Source organism: Arthrobacter sp. MYb221 (genome assembly GCF_002979835.1).
GTDB lineage: Bacteria > Actinomycetota > Actinomycetes > Actinomycetales > Micrococcaceae > Glutamicibacter.
This window is the reverse complement of the sequence record NZ_PCPW01000008.1, coordinates 165,984-184,228: the sequence shown is the minus strand read 5'-3', so window position 1 is coordinate 184,228 and position 18,245 is coordinate 165,984. Positions and strand designations below refer to the sequence as shown.

General features: G+C 58.6%; 19 protein-coding genes and 1 tRNA gene. 8 read left to right on the top strand and 12 right to left on the bottom strand.

Annotated features, from left to right (window positions below; translation table 11 throughout):
• Positions 1-448: 448 nt before the first annotated feature.
• The 4 genes from rlmB to CQ015_RS11825 form a co-directional block, all read right to left on the bottom strand.
• Positions 449-1,432, bottom strand: coding sequence for a 23S rRNA (guanosine(2251)-2'-O)-methyltransferase RlmB (rlmB, locus tag CQ015_RS11840; protein ID WP_096288490.1), 984 nt, complete (start codon positions 1,430-1,432; stop codon positions 449-451).
• Positions 1,433-1,478: 46 nt separating this feature from the next.
• Complete coding sequence (cysS, locus tag CQ015_RS11835; RefSeq protein WP_105553369.1) at positions 1,479-2,930, bottom strand: cysteine--tRNA ligase; 1,452 nt, start codon at positions 2,928-2,930, stop codon at positions 1,479-1,481.
• Positions 2,931-2,999: 69 nt separating this feature from the next.
• On the bottom strand, positions 3,000-4,241 hold the full coding sequence (gene ispD / locus CQ015_RS11830) for a 2-C-methyl-D-erythritol 4-phosphate cytidylyltransferase (protein ID WP_258138349.1): 1,242 nt from the start codon (positions 4,239-4,241) through the stop codon (positions 3,000-3,002).
• A 115-nt stretch (positions 4,242-4,356) separates the two neighbouring features.
• Entirely contained in the window at positions 4,357-4,842 is a 486-nt protein-coding gene (locus CQ015_RS11825; RefSeq protein ID WP_096288501.1) for a CarD family transcriptional regulator, read from the bottom strand.
• Between the two features lie 351 nt (positions 4,843-5,193).
• Between CQ015_RS11825 and CQ015_RS11820 the strand changes: the two genes are divergently transcribed.
• Positions 5,194-5,733, top strand: coding sequence for a hypothetical protein (locus tag CQ015_RS11820; RefSeq protein WP_105553371.1), 540 nt, complete (start codon positions 5,194-5,196; stop codon positions 5,731-5,733).
• 104 nt (positions 5,734-5,837) lie between these two features.
• On the opposite strand, the gene CQ015_RS11815 is transcribed toward CQ015_RS11820, so the two are convergent.
• Both CQ015_RS11815 and CQ015_RS11810 read right to left on the bottom strand, forming a co-directional pair.
• On the bottom strand, positions 5,838-6,518 hold the full coding sequence (locus CQ015_RS11815; RefSeq protein WP_096283068.1) for a response regulator transcription factor: 681 nt from the start codon (positions 6,516-6,518) through the stop codon (positions 5,838-5,840).
• A complete protein-coding gene (locus CQ015_RS11810; RefSeq protein WP_105553372.1) occupies positions 6,515-7,729 on the bottom strand; it encodes a cell wall metabolism sensor histidine kinase WalK in 1,215 nt (404 codons plus the stop codon). Before CQ015_RS11810 ends, CQ015_RS11815 begins: the two co-directional genes overlap by 4 nt.
• Positions 7,730-7,920: 191 nt before the next feature.
• Between CQ015_RS11810 and phoU the strand changes: the two genes are divergently transcribed.
• On the top strand, positions 7,921-8,574 hold the full coding sequence (gene phoU / locus CQ015_RS11805) for a phosphate signaling complex protein PhoU (RefSeq protein WP_105553373.1): 654 nt from the start codon (positions 7,921-7,923) through the stop codon (positions 8,572-8,574).
• A gap of 481 nt (positions 8,575-9,055) precedes the next feature.
• The gene (locus CQ015_RS11800; protein WP_146112457.1) at positions 9,056-9,259 is read left to right on the top strand and encodes a hypothetical protein; all 204 of its coding nucleotides are present in this window, start codon (positions 9,056-9,058) and stop codon (positions 9,257-9,259) included.
• Between the two features lie 109 nt (positions 9,260-9,368).
• On the opposite strand, the gene CQ015_RS11795 is transcribed toward CQ015_RS11800, so the two are convergent.
• The 4 genes from CQ015_RS11795 to CQ015_RS11780 form a co-directional block, all read right to left on the bottom strand.
• Entirely contained in the window at positions 9,369-9,671 is a 303-nt protein-coding gene (locus CQ015_RS11795; RefSeq protein ID WP_096283070.1) for a DUF4193 domain-containing protein, read from the bottom strand.
• Positions 9,672-9,874: 203 nt separating this feature from the next.
• A complete protein-coding gene (locus CQ015_RS11790) occupies positions 9,875-10,621 on the bottom strand; it encodes a phosphoglyceromutase (RefSeq protein WP_096283064.1) in 747 nt (248 codons plus the stop codon).
• A gap of 117 nt (positions 10,622-10,738) precedes the next feature.
• Positions 10,739-11,050 (bottom strand): DUF2516 family protein, encoded by a 312-nt coding sequence (locus CQ015_RS11785; protein ID WP_096283063.1) that lies wholly within the window; start codon positions 11,048-11,050, stop codon positions 10,739-10,741.
• A 55-nt stretch (positions 11,051-11,105) separates the two neighbouring features.
• A complete protein-coding gene (locus CQ015_RS11780; RefSeq protein ID WP_105650183.1) occupies positions 11,106-12,263 on the bottom strand; it encodes a PLP-dependent aspartate aminotransferase family protein in 1,158 nt (385 codons plus the stop codon).
• 145 nt (positions 12,264-12,408) lie between these two features.
• On the opposite strand from CQ015_RS11780, the gene tmk reads away from it, so the two are divergent.
• The 4 genes from tmk (at position 12,409) to CQ015_RS11760 (ending at position 15,956) form a co-directional block, all read left to right on the top strand.
• Entirely contained in the window at positions 12,409-13,062 is a 654-nt protein-coding gene (gene tmk, locus CQ015_RS11775) for a dTMP kinase (RefSeq protein WP_105650182.1), read from the top strand.
• Positions 13,059-14,213: a DNA polymerase III subunit delta' gene (locus tag CQ015_RS11770; protein WP_105553377.1), complete on the top strand. Its 1,155-nt coding sequence runs from the start codon at positions 13,059-13,061 to the stop codon at positions 14,211-14,213. Before tmk ends, CQ015_RS11770 begins: the two co-directional genes overlap by 4 nt.
• Positions 14,214-14,262: 49 nt before the next feature.
• Positions 14,263-15,801 (top strand): alpha/beta hydrolase, encoded by a 1,539-nt coding sequence (locus CQ015_RS11765; protein ID WP_258133981.1) that lies wholly within the window; start codon positions 14,263-14,265, stop codon positions 15,799-15,801.
• Between the two features lie 83 nt (positions 15,802-15,884).
• A tRNA-Thr gene (locus CQ015_RS11760) sits at positions 15,885-15,956 on the top strand.
• 82 nt (positions 15,957-16,038) lie between these two features.
• Here CQ015_RS11760 and CQ015_RS11755 read toward each other — a convergent pair.
• Positions 16,039-16,314, bottom strand: coding sequence for a hypothetical protein (locus tag CQ015_RS11755; protein WP_146112458.1), 276 nt, complete (start codon positions 16,312-16,314; stop codon positions 16,039-16,041).
• A 245-nt stretch (positions 16,315-16,559) separates the two neighbouring features.
• Between CQ015_RS11755 and CQ015_RS11750 the strand changes: the two genes are divergently transcribed.
• Positions 16,560-16,871 carry a hypothetical protein gene (locus CQ015_RS11750; RefSeq protein WP_105553379.1) on the top strand — a complete coding sequence of 104 codons (312 nt, stop codon included), beginning with the start codon at positions 16,560-16,562 and terminating at the stop codon, positions 16,869-16,871.
• 491 nt (positions 16,872-17,362) lie between these two features.
• On the opposite strand, the gene CQ015_RS11745 is transcribed toward CQ015_RS11750, so the two are convergent.
• Positions 17,363-18,205: an aldo/keto reductase gene (locus CQ015_RS11745; RefSeq protein ID WP_105553380.1), complete on the bottom strand. Its 843-nt coding sequence runs from the start codon at positions 18,203-18,205 to the stop codon at positions 17,363-17,365.
• Between the last annotated feature and the right edge of the window lie 40 nt (positions 18,206-18,245).

The window sequence follows — 18,245 nt, the reverse complement described above, 5'->3', positions numbered from 1 at the left end:
TTATATATCCACCAAATTAAAAATAATTCGGTATCAATAAACTTGGCACACTATTGAGTTCTCAAACAACAAACACTCTCGACACCACAACCACCGCAATCGGCGGCCGCTTCGCTCCGGAGCAACTTTACAAGGTTACCATCTTGTTGACTGTTGTCAACTCCATGTTTTCCACTTGTTTACGTCTCTTGAATTTCGTTCCCTTTCGGGCTTTCCGTTCAAGCGGCGCGAGAAATAACTCTACACGTCTTTGAGGTGAACGCAAAATCGGGCGCATGGCCCGTTATTCATCCAAACTTCCCTGTCATTACGGGAATTCGTGGCTCGTTGAGCTGGTCTCCGAGAAAAAACCGTCAAAAACATTCTTATGAAGCAGCTCACGCTTAAAGCAGTTGGGCCTGCTTTCCCGCGGAATCACAGGAAACAGGCCCAACAGAAAAGAAAGAACTTACTTGCTTTCGGCGTTACGCAGACGCGAAACCTCGTAAAGCGAGATGCCAACTGCCATGGATGCGTTCAACGACTCCATGGCCGAGTCGATCGGGATCGAGACAATCGCATCGCAGTTCTCGCGGACCAGACGCGACAGTCCCTTACCTTCCGAACCGACCACGATGCACAGTGGGCCGGTAGCCAGTTCCAGATTCGGCAGATCCATATCTCCGCCGGCGTCCAACCCGATGACGAAGATGCCTGCGGCCTTGATTTCCTTCAGCGCGTTGGTCAGGTTGCTGCACTTGGCCACTGGCACACGTACCGCTGCTCCGGCACTGGTTTTCCACGCCGAAGCGGTCATGCCCACACTGCGCCGCTCGGGGATGATCACACCGTTTGCGCCGAAGGCCGAAGCCGAACGGATAATCGCGCCTAGGTTGCGCGGATCGGTAATGCCATCCAGCGCAATGAACAGCGGCTGGGTACGTGAGTAACCGCGGTCGTAGTCTTTGACCGACTTCTGCACCAACTGCACGGCGTCTTTGTATTCGTACGGTGGGATCTGCAGGGCCATGCCCTGGTGAATCGCGCCGTCGGTGATGCGTTCTAGCTCCGGCTTGCTCACTTCCATCAGCGGAATACCCTGAGCGGCGGCGAGTTTCAGCGACTCGCGCACTCGGTCATCAACTTCGATGCGGATGGCTACGTGCAGTGCCTTCGCCGGAATGCCGGCGCGCAACGCTTCAACGACCGAATTACGGCCGGTCACCATCTCGGCATTGACCTTAATCCGGTCATTACGCTTAGCCGCGCTGCGCTTGGTAGCTGCGCGGTCGGCCAGCTCCTTGGTGCGGTAGGCCTTGTGGTAAGGACGATCCTCGGCTTTCGGGGTCGGGCCTTTGCCCTCCAGGGAACGGCGGCCCTTGCCGCCACTTCCCTTGGTTGGGCCCTTCTTGCCCTTGCGAACCGCTCCCGCGCGTTCTTGAGGATTACTCATTTGATGTGTCCTTTGTTTTGAATTCTTCGTATGGCCGCGGGTGCGGTTACTTCGTCAGGGTCCAGCGGGCACCGTCCGCGGAATCAACAACGGTGATGCCCGCGGAGGCTAGCGCGTCGCGAATGGCGTCTGATCGAGCCCAATCCTTAGCGGCTCGCGCCTGGGTACGTTCGGCCAGTTGTGCCTGAATCAGCGTGTCCAGCGCTTCGGTTTCGGCACTTCCCTGCCCGGTGCCGACGCTACGTGCATCGTCCAGTCCAAGAACCTGCGTCATGGCAAGTACCTGGTCGAGCGCCTCGGCTACAGTCTGTTCTTCGTTCGCATCCAGTGCGGCGTTGCCGCGGCGGACCGTCTCATGAAGCACAGCCAAGGCCATCGGCACGTTCAGGTCATCATCCATGGCGAAGCCGAAAGCTTCGGGTACCGAAGTAGCTTCCACGCTGAGCCCGGTATTGGCGGCTCGGTACGTGGCGTTGGAAATGAAAGTGTCGATGCGTTCTACGGCGGCGGCGGCTTCGGTGAGCGAATCGGGACGGTAATCCAGCTGCGAACGGTACTGCGCCTGACCTAGGAAGTAGCGCACCACGCGAGGTTCGGCCAGCTGCAGCATTTCTTCCGGGGAGATGGTGTTGCCAATGGACTTGCTCATTTTTTCCCCGGCATAGGTGACCATGCCGTTGTGCATCCAGTAATTGGCAAAGCCCTGACCGGCGGCGGTTGACTGCGCCAATTCGTTTTCATGGTGCGGGAAGCGCAAATCTAGCCCACCACCGTGGATGTCGAAGTGCGTGCCGAGGTACTTGGCGGCCATAGCCGAGCATTCTAAATGCCAGCCCGGTCGCCCGCGGCCCCAGGGGCTCGTCCACGACGCGGTGTAGGGATCGCTTTCCTTGTGTCCCTTCCACAGGGCGAAGTCCCGCGGATCTCGCTTGCCACGCGGATCGGCGTCGGCGGCAGCCTGCATATCGTCGATTTTCTGTCGGGTCAGTGAACCGTAGGCCTCGAAGGAGCGTACGTCGAAATACACGTCTCCGGAGTCATCGGTGGCCGGGTAGGCATGACCGCGGGAGATCAAGGTTTCGATCAGCTCATGCATTTCGGTGATGTGGCCGGTAGCGCGTGGCTCATAGGTCGGTCTGCGTACTCCGAGCGCTGCATAGGCGTTGGCAAACTCTTGTTCGAAGCGGTAGGCCAGCGCATACCAAGACTCCCGTGGCGGGTAGTGCTGATCCGCGGCAAATTCCTCGGCGAAGGAGTTCGACGACTTTTCCAAGATCTTGTCGTCGATATCGGTCACATTGCGCACGGTGGTGACGGTAAAGTCCCGGTATTCCAGCCAGCGCACCAAGATGTCGTAGGCAATAGCGCTGCGCACGTGGCCCACGTGCGGCATGCCCTGCACAGTTGCGCCACAGTAGTACAGCTTGACTTCGCCGTCGGTTAACGGCTTAAAGTCTCGTACGGACGCAGTCTTGGTGTCATAAAATCGCAGGCTCACATCTTTAAGGTTATCCGAAGAAACCGGTGGTTGTGCGGGGATGCGACAAGGAACGCACTGACGCGTTGTTTACTGCCCTGCCCGAGTGGCCGGATAGACCAGCGCGGTGGCGTATGCGGTGACCCCGATGCCCTCCCCCTCGTAGCCCAATCCATCGCTGGTGGTTGCGGTGACGCTGACTGGGGCACCAAGGACTTCAGAGAGCAGTTGATTGGCTTCTTCGCGGCGCGCCGCGAAGCGTGGACGGCGGGCCACGAACTGCACCGCAACGTTGCCGATCTCGAACCCCGCGCCTCGGACCAGACGCGCAGCTTCTGCAAGCAGGCTCACACCGCTTGCCCCGGCAAATTCGGGGCGATCCACCCCAAAGTGGGTTCCCAGATCGCCAATCCCGCTGGCGGAGAACAATGCGTCGCAGGCAGCGTGGGCTACCGCGTCCCCGTCCGAGTGTCCCGACAGACCGATATCGTCGGGGAAGAAAAGGCCTGCAAGCCACATTTGCCGTGATGGGTCGGTGCTGACCGCGTGCACGTCGATGCCATTGCCGATGCGTGGGATGGCCAAGTTTTTCTCCAGGTTCTTCGTTGCGGCGGTGGTGAACAATCGCCCCACGGTATCCAAATCCTCTGGGTGGGTGACCTTCAGCGAACGCGCGTCGCCAGCCACGACGTGCACTTCAACCCCGTGGACGCGAACGATCGAAGCGTCATCGGTTACGCGTGCTAATTCTTCGGAGCTGTAGTGGTCGAGTTGCGCATGAGCATCGATGAGGGTCTGGGCGTCGAATCCCTGCGGGGTTTGCACCGCCCGCAAGGTGCTGCGATCCGGCGTTTCTACGATAGTCGGCGAGCCCAAGCCCACGTCCGTGCCGACCACGCTGATCGTGTCGGTCACCGCCAGGGCCGGGATGGCTGCCTGGACTGCGGGCTTGCGCAGCTCGGAGAGTATCAGCTCGTATTGGGATACCGGGGCGAAGGCGCGTGCCGCGTCATGAACCAGGATTCGCGTGATCTGCGCGGAGACCGCGGCCAGACCATTGCGCACGGAGGCCGCGCGGCTGTTCCCGCCGGGGACTGTACGCACCAGCGACGGGTAGTCGGCAAGGCGTTCGGTAAGCCGGGAGTCCTTCAGCGGTACCACCACGATTACGTCGTTGACTCCACCCACTTCGAGAATGCGGTCCAGTGCATGCTCGGCCAGCGATTTGCCGTGGACCTCAACTAACGCCTTGGGCAGGCCCGCACCTAGGCGAGTCCCCAAGCCGGCCGCTACCAGGATGACCGCTACCGATTCTTCTCGTTGCTCACTCACGAATCCCAGCTTATCCCGCATTAGAACTGCGGTTAAATGACTAAACCGTGGGTCGCTTTCCAGCGTCCCACGGTTACTTGTCGTTCGGCATCAGGCTTCGATAACTCGACGAAATTTAGGCGGAGGCCAAAACTTCGTCCAGCAGGCCTTCTGCCTTGGTCTCGTCCAGGTCCTTGGCAAGAGCCAATTCGCTGATCAATACCTGACGGGCTTTGGAGAGCATACGCTTTTCGCCTGCGGACAGGCCACGGTCATTCTCACGGCGCCAAAGGTCACGAACGACCTCTGCCACCTTGATGACATCACCGGAGGCAAGCTTTTCTAGGTTTGCCTTGTAACGACGCGACCAGTTGGTCGGCTCTTCAGTAAATTCAGCACGAAGGACATCGAACACATGGTCCAAGCCTTCCTGACCTACCACGTCACGCACGCCAACGAGATCAACGTTCTCTGCTGGAACCTCGATGGTCAGGTCGCCCTGAGCCACCTTGAGCTTGAGATACATTTTCTCTTCGCCCTTGATCTTGCGCATTTTGATCTCTTCGATCATTGCCGCGCCGTGGTGCGGGTAGACAACAGTCTCGCCAACCTCAAAAACCATGTGAATAAACCCCTTTCCCACCTCCCAGTCTACCACGGGCACGCTCTGGGAAATCTTCACCATGACCCCAATAACCCCGAAAAGACGCGGAATTCCCTCTTCCACTTGCGGGAGAAACGTGGTATGAAGTTAATAGGTTGCGCGGCTCACCCCTCTCCCACAAGTCGCCTCAACTTATCTACAACTTGTCGAAATCGATGTGTTGCCCGTCGCTAAATCACGTTCTGGCGCGAATTACGGTTAGGCTTAGTAGCAGTCGTGGTCTTCGTGCTGCCCCGCGCCTTGGGTGCGGAACACCGATAAATGGCCGCGAAACCCGCAACTCATTATTCTCACCGAGGAGTTAGTGTCGTGATCACCGCACGCATGACCGCTGGACGCCGCATCGCTGCGTCCCTAGCCGTGGCTGCCCTGGCATTCGGTGTCACCAGCTGTGGCGCCATCAACCAGCAGGCGACTACCACCCAGTACAACGCATCCGATGGCATCCACGTTGATGTTGCCGACGCCGAGGTTCGCAACCTGATGTTCGTCGCAAACACCGACGCTTCCGAGGCCCGCCTGATCGGCTCAGTGGTCAATGACGGAGACAGCGCAGTAAGCGTGAGCATCAAGGCCGGCTCGGCATCTGCCGTGACGATCGAGGTTCCGGCCAACGAGGTCATCAAGTTGGAAGACGACGCTAACGAAACCGTCATCTCCTCGCTTGGCGTCAACCAGGGCGAGCACGCCGTCACCATCTTCACCGCGGACGGCGAAACCGTCGAGTTCAGCGTTCCGGTAGTCGACGGCACCCTCGCCGAATACCGCGACTTCGTTCCGGGCGGATACGACTCGGCCACCACCGAACACCTGAAGCCGGTAGAGCACGAATCCACTTCGGGCCACTAAGCGCTTTCTAAACGACAAAGGCTTCGGCCTTCGAGAATTCCTCCTCGATGGAAGATTCTCGAAGGCCGAAGCCTTTTGCATTTCTGCGCTAGTTCAGCGACGAGCTAAGCGACGAATTTGTATCCGAGCCCGCGTACCGTCACCAGATGCTCTGGGACTGCAGGATCTTCCTCGATCTTCGACCGCAGGCGCTTGACATGCACGTCGAGAGTTTTGGTGTCCCCGACATAATCGCTGCCCCAGACCCGGTCGATCAGCTGTCCGCGGGTCAGCACGCGACCTGCGTTGCGCAACAGCATTTCGAGCAGCTCGAATTCCTTCAACGGCATCGCGACCTCGGTATTGCTGACCGAAACCACATGGCGTTCGACATCCATGCGCACAGGCCCGGCGGTGACCACGTTGGTGATCAGCTCCTCGACTTCGCCCTGTCGGCGCAGCACCGCTCGAATGCGGGCCAGCAGTTCACGCGAGGAGTACGGCTTGGTGACGTAGTCATCGGCGCCGAGCTCGAGGCCCACCACCTTATCGATTTCGGAGTCCTTGGCGGTGAGCATGATGACAGGGACCTGGCTGGTGGCGCGGATCTGACGGATCACCTCGGTACCGGGTTGTCCAGGAAGCATCAAATCTAGCAGCACCAGATCGGCGCCGTGGCGCTCAAATTCGGTGACAGCCACAATACCGTCGTCGGCGATGCGCACCTCAAAACCTTCACGTTCCAACAGGTAAGAAAGCGGGTCCGAGAGCGACTCTTCGTCCTCAACGATCAATATGCGGGTCATCGGCGTCCTCCTTCACGATCCGCCACACGCGTGGCGTTCGCTTTATCCTTCGTCGTATCGGTGGCCAATTCCGATGGCTCGGCCCCTTCTTCATCCACTATGGGAAGTCTGAGTGTGAACGTGGATCCCTGCCCGGGCTGCGACCAGAGCGATACTTCGCCGCCGTGGTTGGCCAGCACATGCTTGACGATGCTCAGTCCCAGGCCGGTTCCGCCGGTCTGCCGTGAGCGTGCCCCATCCACCCGGTAGAAGCGTTCGAAGACGCGCTCCTGCTCTTCGGCGGAGATGCCCGGACCCTGATCGGTGACGGAGATCTGCGCGTAGCCGTCACGCTGGCGCAGCCCCACACCCACGGTGGTGTTTGGCGGTGAGTAGCGGATCGCGTTGTCGATCAGGTTGCGCAGGGCAGTCATCAGCAGATCCGCATCGCCGTAGATCGCGGCATCAAGCTGACCGCCCACGGTAATGCTGATTCCCTTTTCCTCGGCGAGCAGCTTGTTGCGGTCAACCGCCTCGCTGATCACCGATTCGATGGCCACATCGGCCCCGTGCAGGATTGAGTCGCTGGACTGCAGCCGGGAGAGTTCGATGATGTCCTGGACCAGTGCGGCCAGGCGCCGGGATTCCTTCTGCATCCGAGTGGAGAAACGGCGCACCGCCACCGGGTCATCGGCGCCGTCGCTGATCGCCTCGGCCAGTAGCGACATCGCGCCCACCGGGGTTTTCAACTCGTGCGACACGTTGGCCACGAAGTCATTGCGCATGGCCTCGGTGCGGGTGATCTCGGTGCGGTCATCGGCGAGCAGCAGGATGTACTCATCACCCAACGGCGCAACACGTACGTGCACGATCAGCTGTCCGGCGCCCAGGGTGGCCCGCTGCAGCTCGTACTGGCTCTCGGCGATCACACCGTCGGCGCGTACCTGACGCACCAGCGTCGCCAGCTCCTCGTGGACCAGTGTATGCCCGCGTACCAGCCCGTAGGCATAGGAGGCGGGGTTGGCGCGAACCACTCCGTCCACGTCGTCCAGGATCACGAACGCGCGGCCAATGACCGAAAGCACCGAGGCGGCGCCTTCGGGCAGCACCGGTTCGTCAACATCGGGAAGGCCGGAGGCACGCCGCTGCGAGAAACGGTAGGCGGCAAGCCCGACAAGTCCCAAGGTCAAACCGAGCAGGCCGGCGAGCAGGGTCGAAATTACTTCGTTCACATAATCAGACTAGCTTCCAACGCGCTGGGGGCTGGTCTCAAATGACGCGAAATAGGACTTTTCGCTATCCTATTCACCAAACGTTCACTTTCCGTGGGATATTCGTTAATAACCCGCTGACAAGGTGGAGGCAGACCCTCCGTCATGCCCAAAATCAGGGTGTGGGATTCCGTAACTCGAAAGGACCTTCAATGCGCAAGGTATTTCAGGCAGATCTGCAGCAAATCGGTGAAGAGCTGATCGAGATGTCCAAGCTGGTTGCCATCGCGATGGACCGTGCATGGGAATCGTTGGCAAACGCCGATGTCGATATGGCTCAGGAAGTTATCGCAGCCGATGCGAAGATCGACTTCCTGCAGAACCAGCTCGACGAGCGCGCCATCGACACCTTGGCACTCCAGGGGCCGGTGGCTTCGGATCTGCGCATGATCGTAGGCTCGCTGCGCATGAGCGCTTCGCTAGAGCGCATGGGAGACCTGGCGCGCCACTTAGCCCAGCTAACCCGCCTGCGTTTCCCGAACCCGGCGATCCCCGCGCAGATTTCCGACACATTCTCACAGATGGCAGAGATCGACATTCAGATCGCCAAGGAAGTCGGTCAACTGCTCGAAACTCGTGACTTGGCCATTGCCCGGGCAATTATCGAATTGAACCACAAGCTGGATGGGTTGCATTCCAGTGTGTTCACCGTGATCGCCGACGACGCGTGGGACGAGACGGCGCCGACCACCGTGGATGTTTCGCTCACCAGCCGCTATCTCGAGCGCTTCGGTGACCACGGCGTCTCCGTTGCCCGCAAAGTGACCTACTTGGTAACCGGCGAATGGGATCCAGCAGAGTTCTAAGCTCCGCAAGTTAGCGCACTAGCGCCGACGTACTTCGATGGCCTTGGGCCGGTGATTTCCTCACCGGCCCAAGGCCATTTTTGCGGGCGCCCAAGTCTATTGCCTACCGCTAGTCACGATCCAGGGCAACAGCTCTGCCTGGCGGTTCACAGAAATATATAGTCACTACGAGCTACATGGCCGATTACTTCCTATTAAGCATTCGCAGAGCAGGAAAATTTCAGTGGCGAGTTCTTTGCCTTCCCTGGAATTTATGAGGTCAAGGGAAAGTCCACGGATTTCATCGCCGCATCGACCGAACCGCTTCGCCTCACCCCCAGCGTTGACGGCAACGCACATGTGGAGATTACCCGGGAGCTGTCTTCGGCCACGAGAACTCGCGTTGAAGGCCGTGCAGGACTTCGCTACGGCGTGTGTCACGCCTCCTACGAATATGGCGGATGGCTGTCCCTACGAGCTACGCCAGAAAGATCTCGCATCGATGAAGTTGACGGAGCAGACCGGCGGCCTGGAAAGCCTGAGCCAGAACAGTTTCATCGCTCAAAGCACCAAGTTCAAGTACAAGAAGAACGACACCGAGTACTACGAATACGAAACGAAAGATCTGGAGACAACCTTCCGCGGCACTATCGAGTGGGATAGCGCAACCCCCAAGGTCACCAAAATATCTAGTGGTTGGTGCTAAGCGACCCGAGAGTCAGAAGTTAACGCAGTAAGGGTGGGACACCGTATCGGTGTCCCACCCTTCATGTGTGCGTCCCCCGGACATGCCGGAGGCTAGAGTATTTCCGGCTTTAGCCTTCGCACTCGACGCAGAAACCTACAATGCCCTCTTCACGAACTAGCTGTGAGCGGTGGCGGATCAGGAAGCACGAGCCGCAGATGAACTCGTCTTCCTTCTGCGGGACGACCGTAACGGTCAGTTCCTCATTGGACAGGTCTGCGCCTGGAAGGTCCATACCGTCGGTGTGATCGGCCTCGTCGAGCTCGCGCACGACGCTCTTCGCGTCTGGTGCGTTTGCGGACTTAACCGCGTCTAGAGAAGCCTTGCGCGCCTCGGCAACGTCCGGGCGGACTTCATCGTAATCAGTTGCCACGAATTGCATTCCTAACGTGAGCCATTGAGCCTATTCGAAATAGGAGATTACAGCATACTAATGCCAGAAACACAATCCTGTGTCGTTGTTTCGCTCACAGCCTGACATTCATTTGAACTTTGCGCTTAAGAAACGACGAGGCGCACCGCTTCCGACACCCAAAAGTGCCGGCGCTGGTGCGCCCCGTACAAACTCAGAACGTGCTACTTACGCCCCTGATTCGCGACTGCCTTGATCGCGTCTGCGGCAGCTTCCAGATCCAGGTAGGTGCCACCGGCGGTGATTGGCTGGAAGTTCTCGTCCAGTTCGTACACCAACGGAATGCCGGTCGGGATGTTCAGCGAGGCAATGGCCTCGTCACTGATGCCGTCCAGGTGCTTGACCAGCGCACGCAGCGAGTTGCCGTGCGCGGTGACCATGACGGTCTTGCCTGCGGACAGGTCCGTCTTGATCTCATTCTCCCAATACGGAAGCATGCGCTCGAGCACATCTTTGAGGCACTCGGTGCGTGGCGCCTGGTCGCCCAGGTCCGCGTAACGCTCGTCAGTTGCCTGGCTGAATTCCGAAGCATCGTCCAGGACCGGGGGCGGGGTATCGTAGCTGCGGCGCCACAGCATGAACTGCTCTTCGCCGAACTCGGCCAGCGTCTGTGCCTTGTCCTTGCCCTGCAGCGCACCATAGTGGCGTTCGTTCAAGCGCCAGCTGCGGTTGACCGGGATCCACGAACGACCAGCCGTTTCCAGTGCGAGGTTGGCTGTGGTGATCGCGCGGGTCAATAGCGAGGTGTGAAGCACCTCTGGCTTGTAGCCGGCTTCAGCCAGCAGCTCGCCGCCACGAGCGGCTTCGGCCCGTCCCTTTTCGGTCAGGTTCACGTCGTACCAACCGGTGAACAGATTCTTTTCGTTCCATTCGCTCTGCCCATGGCGAAGCAAGATCAAAGTATGGGTCATACATTCCATCCTATCCAATGCGATGCACCGCGTAGCCGAAAGTTAAGACATGTCAGCAAAAAACAACGCCCCGGTCTTCGCTTGACGAAGTCCGAGGCGTTGAAAAGCTTGTTGCCCTTAGTTGTACCAGTTGCCGCTCTGGCCGCTGACCGCGGGCTTGACATCCGCCAGGTAAACGCAGGCTACACAGGCCGCGATCAGCTGCAGGAAGCCGCCGCTGCTGGCTGGGCCGGAAAGCACCATCAACACCGAAATGATGGTGGCGCCGCCGGTCAATGCCATCCACCAGCCCTTGGTGCGCTTACCTTCTTGGGTAAACCGCGACGCCTGATGGCGCAGGCAATCGATCAATGCCCAGACGGCGACGACGCCGACAACAATGCTGAGCGCATACATCAAGTACATCTCGATTATTCGTGCCAAGTCCATATCTACACTCTACCTTTCTCTCCGGCGCGTCCACCGGCCTGGGGGTCGTGAGTCTTCAGATTCGTTCAAGGGCTCCGGAAAGATCCCGCCACAAATCCTCCACGGCTTCGATACCCACCGAAAGCCGGATCAAGTTTTCCGGCACGGTGGCGGGTTCATTCGCGTGGCGCGCCCGGCGCTCGGCCAGAGTTTCCACTCCGCCCAGCGAGGTGGCGCCGGTGATCAGGCGGAGCTCTTCGATCATCCGGTCCGCGTCCTTGGCGGTTGAACCTGCGGTAAATGAAATCACCGAACCGTAGCCGCTCATTTGCTCGGTGGCCCGCTGATGTCCGACATCCGTTGGCAGACCGGGGTAGCGTACTGCGCTCACCTTCGCATGCGCGGCCAGCCGCTCGGCCAGGATTTGGCTGTTCGCCTGCGAGCGTTCGAGCCTGACCGACAGGGTACGCACCCCGCGCAGGGCCAGGAATACGTCCATTGGCGAGGCGATGGCTCCATGCAAGGTGCGGTGCCCGTGCAGCTTGCTATGCAATTGCCCGTCGTTGGTGACCACCGCGCCGAGGATCAGATCCGAGTGGCCCGACAGATATTTGGTCACCGAGTGGACCACCAGATCAGCCCCCAAGGTCAAAGGCTGTTGCAATAGCGGGGTGGCAAAGGTGTTGTCAACGATGCTGAGCACACCCGAGGACTTGGCCGCCGCCAACAGCGCGGGAAGATCCGCAACCTCAAGCATCGGGTTTGTTGGAGACTCCAGCCACAGCACGTCGGCACCGTCCATCGCGCGCAGCACCTGATCGGTATTTGCCACATCCACAGCTCGTACACTGAAGCGTCCGGCTGCCTGCAGTTCAGCGCTCAACCCCAACGAACCGTTATAGGAATGCTTTGGCAATACCAGCACGCCGCCCTCGGGCACCAGGGTCAGCGCCGCGGAGATCGCCGCCATCCCGGAAGAAAACACCAATGCCGGATGTTGTGCCTGCTCTAATTGACCCAAGACTTCTTCGAACGGATCCCAGCTTGGGTTGGAGAATCGCGCGTACACGCGATCCCCGGTGCCGGCAAGCCCGTGCGAGTGGTAGGTCGAGGTGAACGTGATCGGATAATTCACCGGGCCGTCATTGGTGTGCGCAGGACGTCCCCCGGCCACGATAAGCGTGTTCGGGTCCCAAGTTTGTGCTTCGGTAGCTGATTCTGGCAGTTGGCTCATGAGCACCAGATTACGCCCGCATAGCGGCGCAATGCACAAGCGTTTACGTGCATGTCCGCCCGTGTTACCCGGCTTATTCGTCACTCTTGGCCAGAAGCCCTGGAATCTGTCCTTTTTCCCGACCCCGGTTAGTTAGGGTAGAGGTGTGAGTATCGATTCGACTGCATCCCAGCGCGGCCTGTTTATCGTCTTTGAAGGCGGCGACGGCGCCGGCAAGTCCACGCAGGTGGCCATGACCCGTCAGTGGTTGGAAAATCGTGGTGCCCGCGTAGCGACCACTAGGGAACCCGGCGGCACCCAAATCGGCGAGAAACTACGCTCCTTGGTGCTCGAACACGGTCACGGCGACATCGATTCACGCACCGAGGCTCTTATCTATGCGGCGGCCCGCGCAGCCCACGTGCAGCAGCTCATCGCTCCAAAGCTCGCGGAGGGTACCCACGTGATTTGCGACCGATTTGTCGACTCTTCGCTGGCCTATCAAGGCATGGGCCGATCCCTAGGGTTTTCGGCTGTCTCGGCCATCAATGACTTTGCGACCACCGGTTTGAAACCGGATGCCACGATCATCCTCGATATCTCTGCCGCGGATGGTCGCGCTCGGCGAATCGCTGCCAGCGGCGGGGTGGAGGATTCGGACCGGCTGGAATCCGAACCAGATGATTTCCACGAACGCATCCGCGGCGCTTTCCTCGAACTTGCCGCCAAGGAACCACGGCGTTATCTGGTTGTCGATGCGACAGGCAGCGTTGAGCAGCTCCAACAGGAAATCACGACACACCTTGCAGGTCTGTTGTGAGCCGGCTGGTATTTGCCGAGCTCGCCGGTCAGCAGCGTGTGGTCGACTCGCTGATTTCCGAGGTTGATCAAGGCAACCCCACACATGCTTGGCTGGTGACCGGTCCGCCTGGTTCCGGACGGACCACCGCGGCCCGGGCGTTCGCCGCGGCCTTGCAATGTACACAAACTCCAGCGGGCTGCGGACAGTGCGATGCATGTAAGAAAGTAATGGCGGGCAACCATCCAGATGTTTCTTTCGTTTCCACTAGTAAGGTCGCCTATCAGATCGAAGATGTCCGGCATCTGATCACGCGCGCCCAAGAACGTGCCGGTAACGGCAAATGGCGCATCATCATCATCGAAGATGCAGACCGTATGACCGAACGCACTACCAATGTGCTGTTGAAGGCCATCGAAGAACCGCCTGCACAGATGATCTGGATCCTCTGTGCGCCCTCACCGGCCGATGTGCTGGTGACCATCCGCTCGCGCTGCCGCGCGGTCAACCTGTCGGTGCCTGCGGCCGCGGAGGTCGCCGAGCTTTTGGTGCGTCGCGACGGTTTGGAACCGGAGATGGCAGAGTTTGCCGCGCGAGTATCGCAGTCCCATATTGGCGTTGCCCGTATGTTAGCCCGAGATGAAAAGGCTCGCGAGCGTCGTGAAAAGGTCGTCACGCTGCCGCTGCGGCTCTCTACCCTCCCCCAGGCGATGTCTGCCGCGGCAGACATCTCTGCGCTGGCCAGCGAGCATGCCGAAGCCATGACCGGTTCGCAGCTCAGCGCACAGATTGCCGAGCTTCGCCACGCAAATGGCTTGGGCGAAGAGGAAAATATTCCTCCGGGACTGCGCGGACAGTTCAAGGCCCTAGAGGAAAATGCCAAGCGTTTCGCCAGGCGCGCTACTTTTGATTCCTTGGACCGCACTCTGATAGATCTGACGACCTTTTTCCGCGATGTGCTTAGTTTGCAACTGCATTCGGGCATAGAACTCATCAACGAACATCTCCGCTCGAAGCTAGAAGCCTACGCAGCGGCGCAACCCAGCGAGAAGACACTCGCCCAGCTTGATGCAATCAACGAAACGCGTCAGCGCCTGGCCGCCAACGTTAATCAACTGATCGCCCTTGAGGCGCTCATGGCCCGGCTACTTCCAAAGCCAGGCCGTCGCTAGATCAGCAGCTGCCACGACCGATACCCCAACTTCAACAGGAGACGCAAAAGTGACTGCACGTATTTCCCTGCTCCGGTTCGCGTCACTGGGCGCGGCGTTGTCCCTCGCCTTGGTTTCCTGCGCTGGCTCCGGGCCGAGCGATACGGACGCTGCCCCTTCGGCCACCAAATCCCCGCCTACTGCGGCTCCTGAAGCCCAGGGCGAACTGGCCGAATACTACGATCAAGACGTGATGTGGGAACCATGCGGCAGCACAGTGGAGTGCGCGACTATCCAGGTGCCCCTGGACTATGAAAACCCCGAGCAAGAGGGCATTGATCTTGCGCTGAATCGACGTGCTTCGGAAGGTGCGAAACGAAACCTTCTGGTAAATCCCGGCGGTCCGGGCGGGTCAGGCCTCGGCATGGTCACCGAAACTGTGCCCCATATTTTCAGCAATGATCTGCAGCGTGAGTTCAATACGATCGGTTTCGACCCACGTGGCGTAGGCAAGAGCTCCCCGGTGAAATGTCAGACAGATGAGCAAACCGACCTGAGCCGGCAACAGAACCTACGCGCCTGGGTTCCAGAAGACCGAGAAGAAATCATCAAGCAATCTAAGGAATACTCCAAGGAGTGCGCGCAGAACACCGGGGATTTGCTCGGTCATGTGGACACCGTTTCGGCGGCCAAGGATCTGGACATCATCCGGGCAGCCCTTGGAGACGAAAAACTCGATTATCTTGGTTTCTCTTACGGCACGTTCCTCGGCGCCACCTACGCGGAGCTCTTTCCGCAGCGGGTTGGCGGGTTCGTCCTAGATGGCGCCATGGATCCCTCAGTTTCATCCGCTGAGGTGAACAGGGCGCAGGCCGTGGGATTTGAGCGAGAGATCGATGCCTGGCTCGAAAGCTGTTTGAACAGTGAAGCATGCCCATTTGACGGGACTCTTGAAGAAGCCAAAGTGCAACTGCAACTGTTCTTTGCTCAAATCGAAAATGAACCGCTCGTGTCCAGCGACGGCCGAACCGTACCGATTATCGATTTCATCAACGGATTCATCGTTCCGCTTTATGACAATTCGAGCTGGCCGATACTGACCACTGCCATGCGTGAAGCTATGGAAGGCGATGTAGATCAGGTCTTGCTCTTTGCAGACCTCGCCAGCGACCGAAGCCAAGATGGCACCTACACATCGAATTCGTCCGACGCGTTCGTGGCTATCAATTGCCTGGACCGGCCAATGGATGCAGACCCAGCCACGATGCAGACCGAAGCCGAAGAGTTAATGCGCGTAGCCCCCACCCTAGGGAAATATCTCTCCTACGGCGCAATCACCTGCAACGAGTGGGAGCATGACGCGACTGGGGCACCTGCGGAGCTGCAGGCGAAGGGCTCCGGCGAGATCCTGGTGGTCGGGACAACCGGAGATCCCGCGACGCCTTACGAATGGTCGCAGTCGCTGGCCTCGCAATTGTCCAGCGCAACGTTGCTGACTTTTGAAGGGCATGGCCACACCGCATATGGTCGTTCGAATGACTGCATCACCGAGGCGGTTGATGCTTACTTGATCGATGGCAAGGCGCCCGAAGATGGCACCGTGTGCTGATCTAAGGCTTCACAGAAACAGCTCGTTTTGACGATCTCTCGAGTACTCAGATAAAGTAGCGAGGTGCCTGTTTTCAGGTATCGGCCTCCTTAGCTCAGGGGTAGAGCAGCTCCCTCGTAAAGAGCAGGTCGGCGGTTCAAATCCGCCAGGGGGCTCGTGTGAAGAAAAACCCCGGACACCGGTACTACCGTGTGCTTCCGGGGTTTTTCGCTGTCTTGGGACACCGAGCCTCGCTCATCACTGCTTCTTATGCACCAAAAACATCAACATGGCGATGATTTTATGAATGACGACGAGCCCAAATATGAAGGCCAATGCGAAGCAGCCGGTCGAGGCGAGCTCGAATGGTGAAAGCGCCAAGGGATTAGGATCCCCGTCTCGAAATGCCAGCTGAGCCCCGAAGAACAGCAGGAAGAATCCTAAGAAACTCAGCGCGATGCTCAACCAAAAATAGATCAGGGTGTCATATCCCGGTTTTTTCATAGGCAAGAAGTCATCCTTAATTTTATTCATTCTGATTACTACAATGATAATCAATCATGCATCTTTTACCCTAAAAAAGACTTCGAAGAATCGCTGGCAACGAATCTGCCTACACAAGTAAAGGTTCGCCAAAGAGCCAAGGCCGGCCTCTTTAGATTCAACTTCGCCTCTTCTCACCTCGGCTGACAGGTCACGCATCGACACCGTTTATTCACGAAGGTAGGATCCATTCCAAAGAGCGGGGAACTCAGGTTTTCCCCGGTTGGGAATATTCAATGGACGACTGGATGTTCGTTTTCGGCAACGATGCGCCGCCCCCGGCAGCGGGATATGACTGGACGCGGATTCAAGCCGCTACGCGGTCAATGCTGGCGGCGCAGGCACGTATGCGGCGTGCGTCCCAAGGAAACGCCGAACTAGACGAATCCGAATTGGCAGACGCACAGCAGAGCATCGCAGAGTTCGAAAACTCGATCCTTGAAGCACTTGGCAACGGGGTTGCGGTAAGCCTGATTGCTGACAGTACGAATCTAAGCCAGACAGCGGTCAACAAGCTCCGTGATACGGGCACACTCATGGGTTCCTAATTCGCAGCCCCGCCATCTTTCAGGAAGGAGCTAGACGCGGACATCCGATGTGAACATGAGCAGGGTTCACCAAATACGAGATAAGCCTGCGCACGGTTCGATGCGCAGAGCTTCAGCTATCGGCTACAAGGAGTCCTGACCGCAGTTCGTCAGATGCCCCAAAATAGCGCCGAGCGAACGAACACGATTGGGACTTCAGTCAAGGGCGACGGTACCCCGCGCATTACCGGCTTGCCCGGGCACCGCAGGCCATCCTGGGCCGATCATGTATACCGGGGAACCGCACCCGCTGGAAGTTAAAGCTTCGGCACTCAACGCAGTGAGGATCAGCCTTGCACCGAAAGCCTGACGGCGTTCCGTCGCAAGAGGGATATTATGCACCGATCTCAGCCTAGTGCGGATCTCGACAACCGCTCTGGGTTTCAAGCAGTCAAGGACCCTGGTTCCTACCGAAACCAGGGTCCAAAATTCAATGCTCTGCAGATTCGGATTTATTCGAAGTCTGAGGTAGCCGGATCTGCCGCGATGCGCCCCTCGGGACCACGGTCCAACCCGTTGATCGCAGCAAGGTCCTCGTCATCAAGCTTCAACTCGACTGCCTCGAGGTTCTCGATGATTCGCGAATCGGTGACTGACTTTGGAATCACCACGTTGCCCAAAGCCAAATGCCAGGCGATGACTACCTGCGCCGCACTGGCCTCATGCTTTTGGGCGATCCCTAAAAGGACCGGGTCGGTCAAGAGCTCGCCGCCGTGGCCAAGCGGAGACCATGATTCGTGGGCGATGCCATGCTTAGCTTCGTAAGCGCGCAACTCGGCCTGTGGGAAGTACGGGTGAGTTTCGACTTGGTTGATCACCGGACGCACACCGGTGTGCTCATAGAGCTCGTCCATGGCCTCAATGGTGAAGTTGCAGACGCCGATAGACGTGGCCTTTCCGTCTTTCTGTAGCTGAATCAAGGCTTTCCACGTGTCCACATAGGTGCCGCGCTGAGGCTGCAACCAGTGAATCAGGTAAAGATCGACGTGGCTCGTTCCCAAACGTTCGAGGGAGGCTTCGGACGCCGCCAATGTCTTGTCGTAGCCCTGGTCGGAATTCCAGACTTTGGTGGTCACGAAGATTTCGCCACGCGGAATGCCGCTGGTGGCGATTGCGCGCCCCACGCCTTCTTCGTTGCCGTAGATACGGGCTGTATCGATATGGCGGTATCCGGCTTTCAGCGCCTTGCCAACTGCGATCTCAGCGTCGGCATCGGATATCTTCCAGACGCCGTAACCGATCTGGTCGATGCAGTTGCCATCGTGGAAATTAGATTGTGGAATAGTTTGGATCATGCAACTAATTTAGTGCATCGGAGCGGAACTTGAGGTGAAA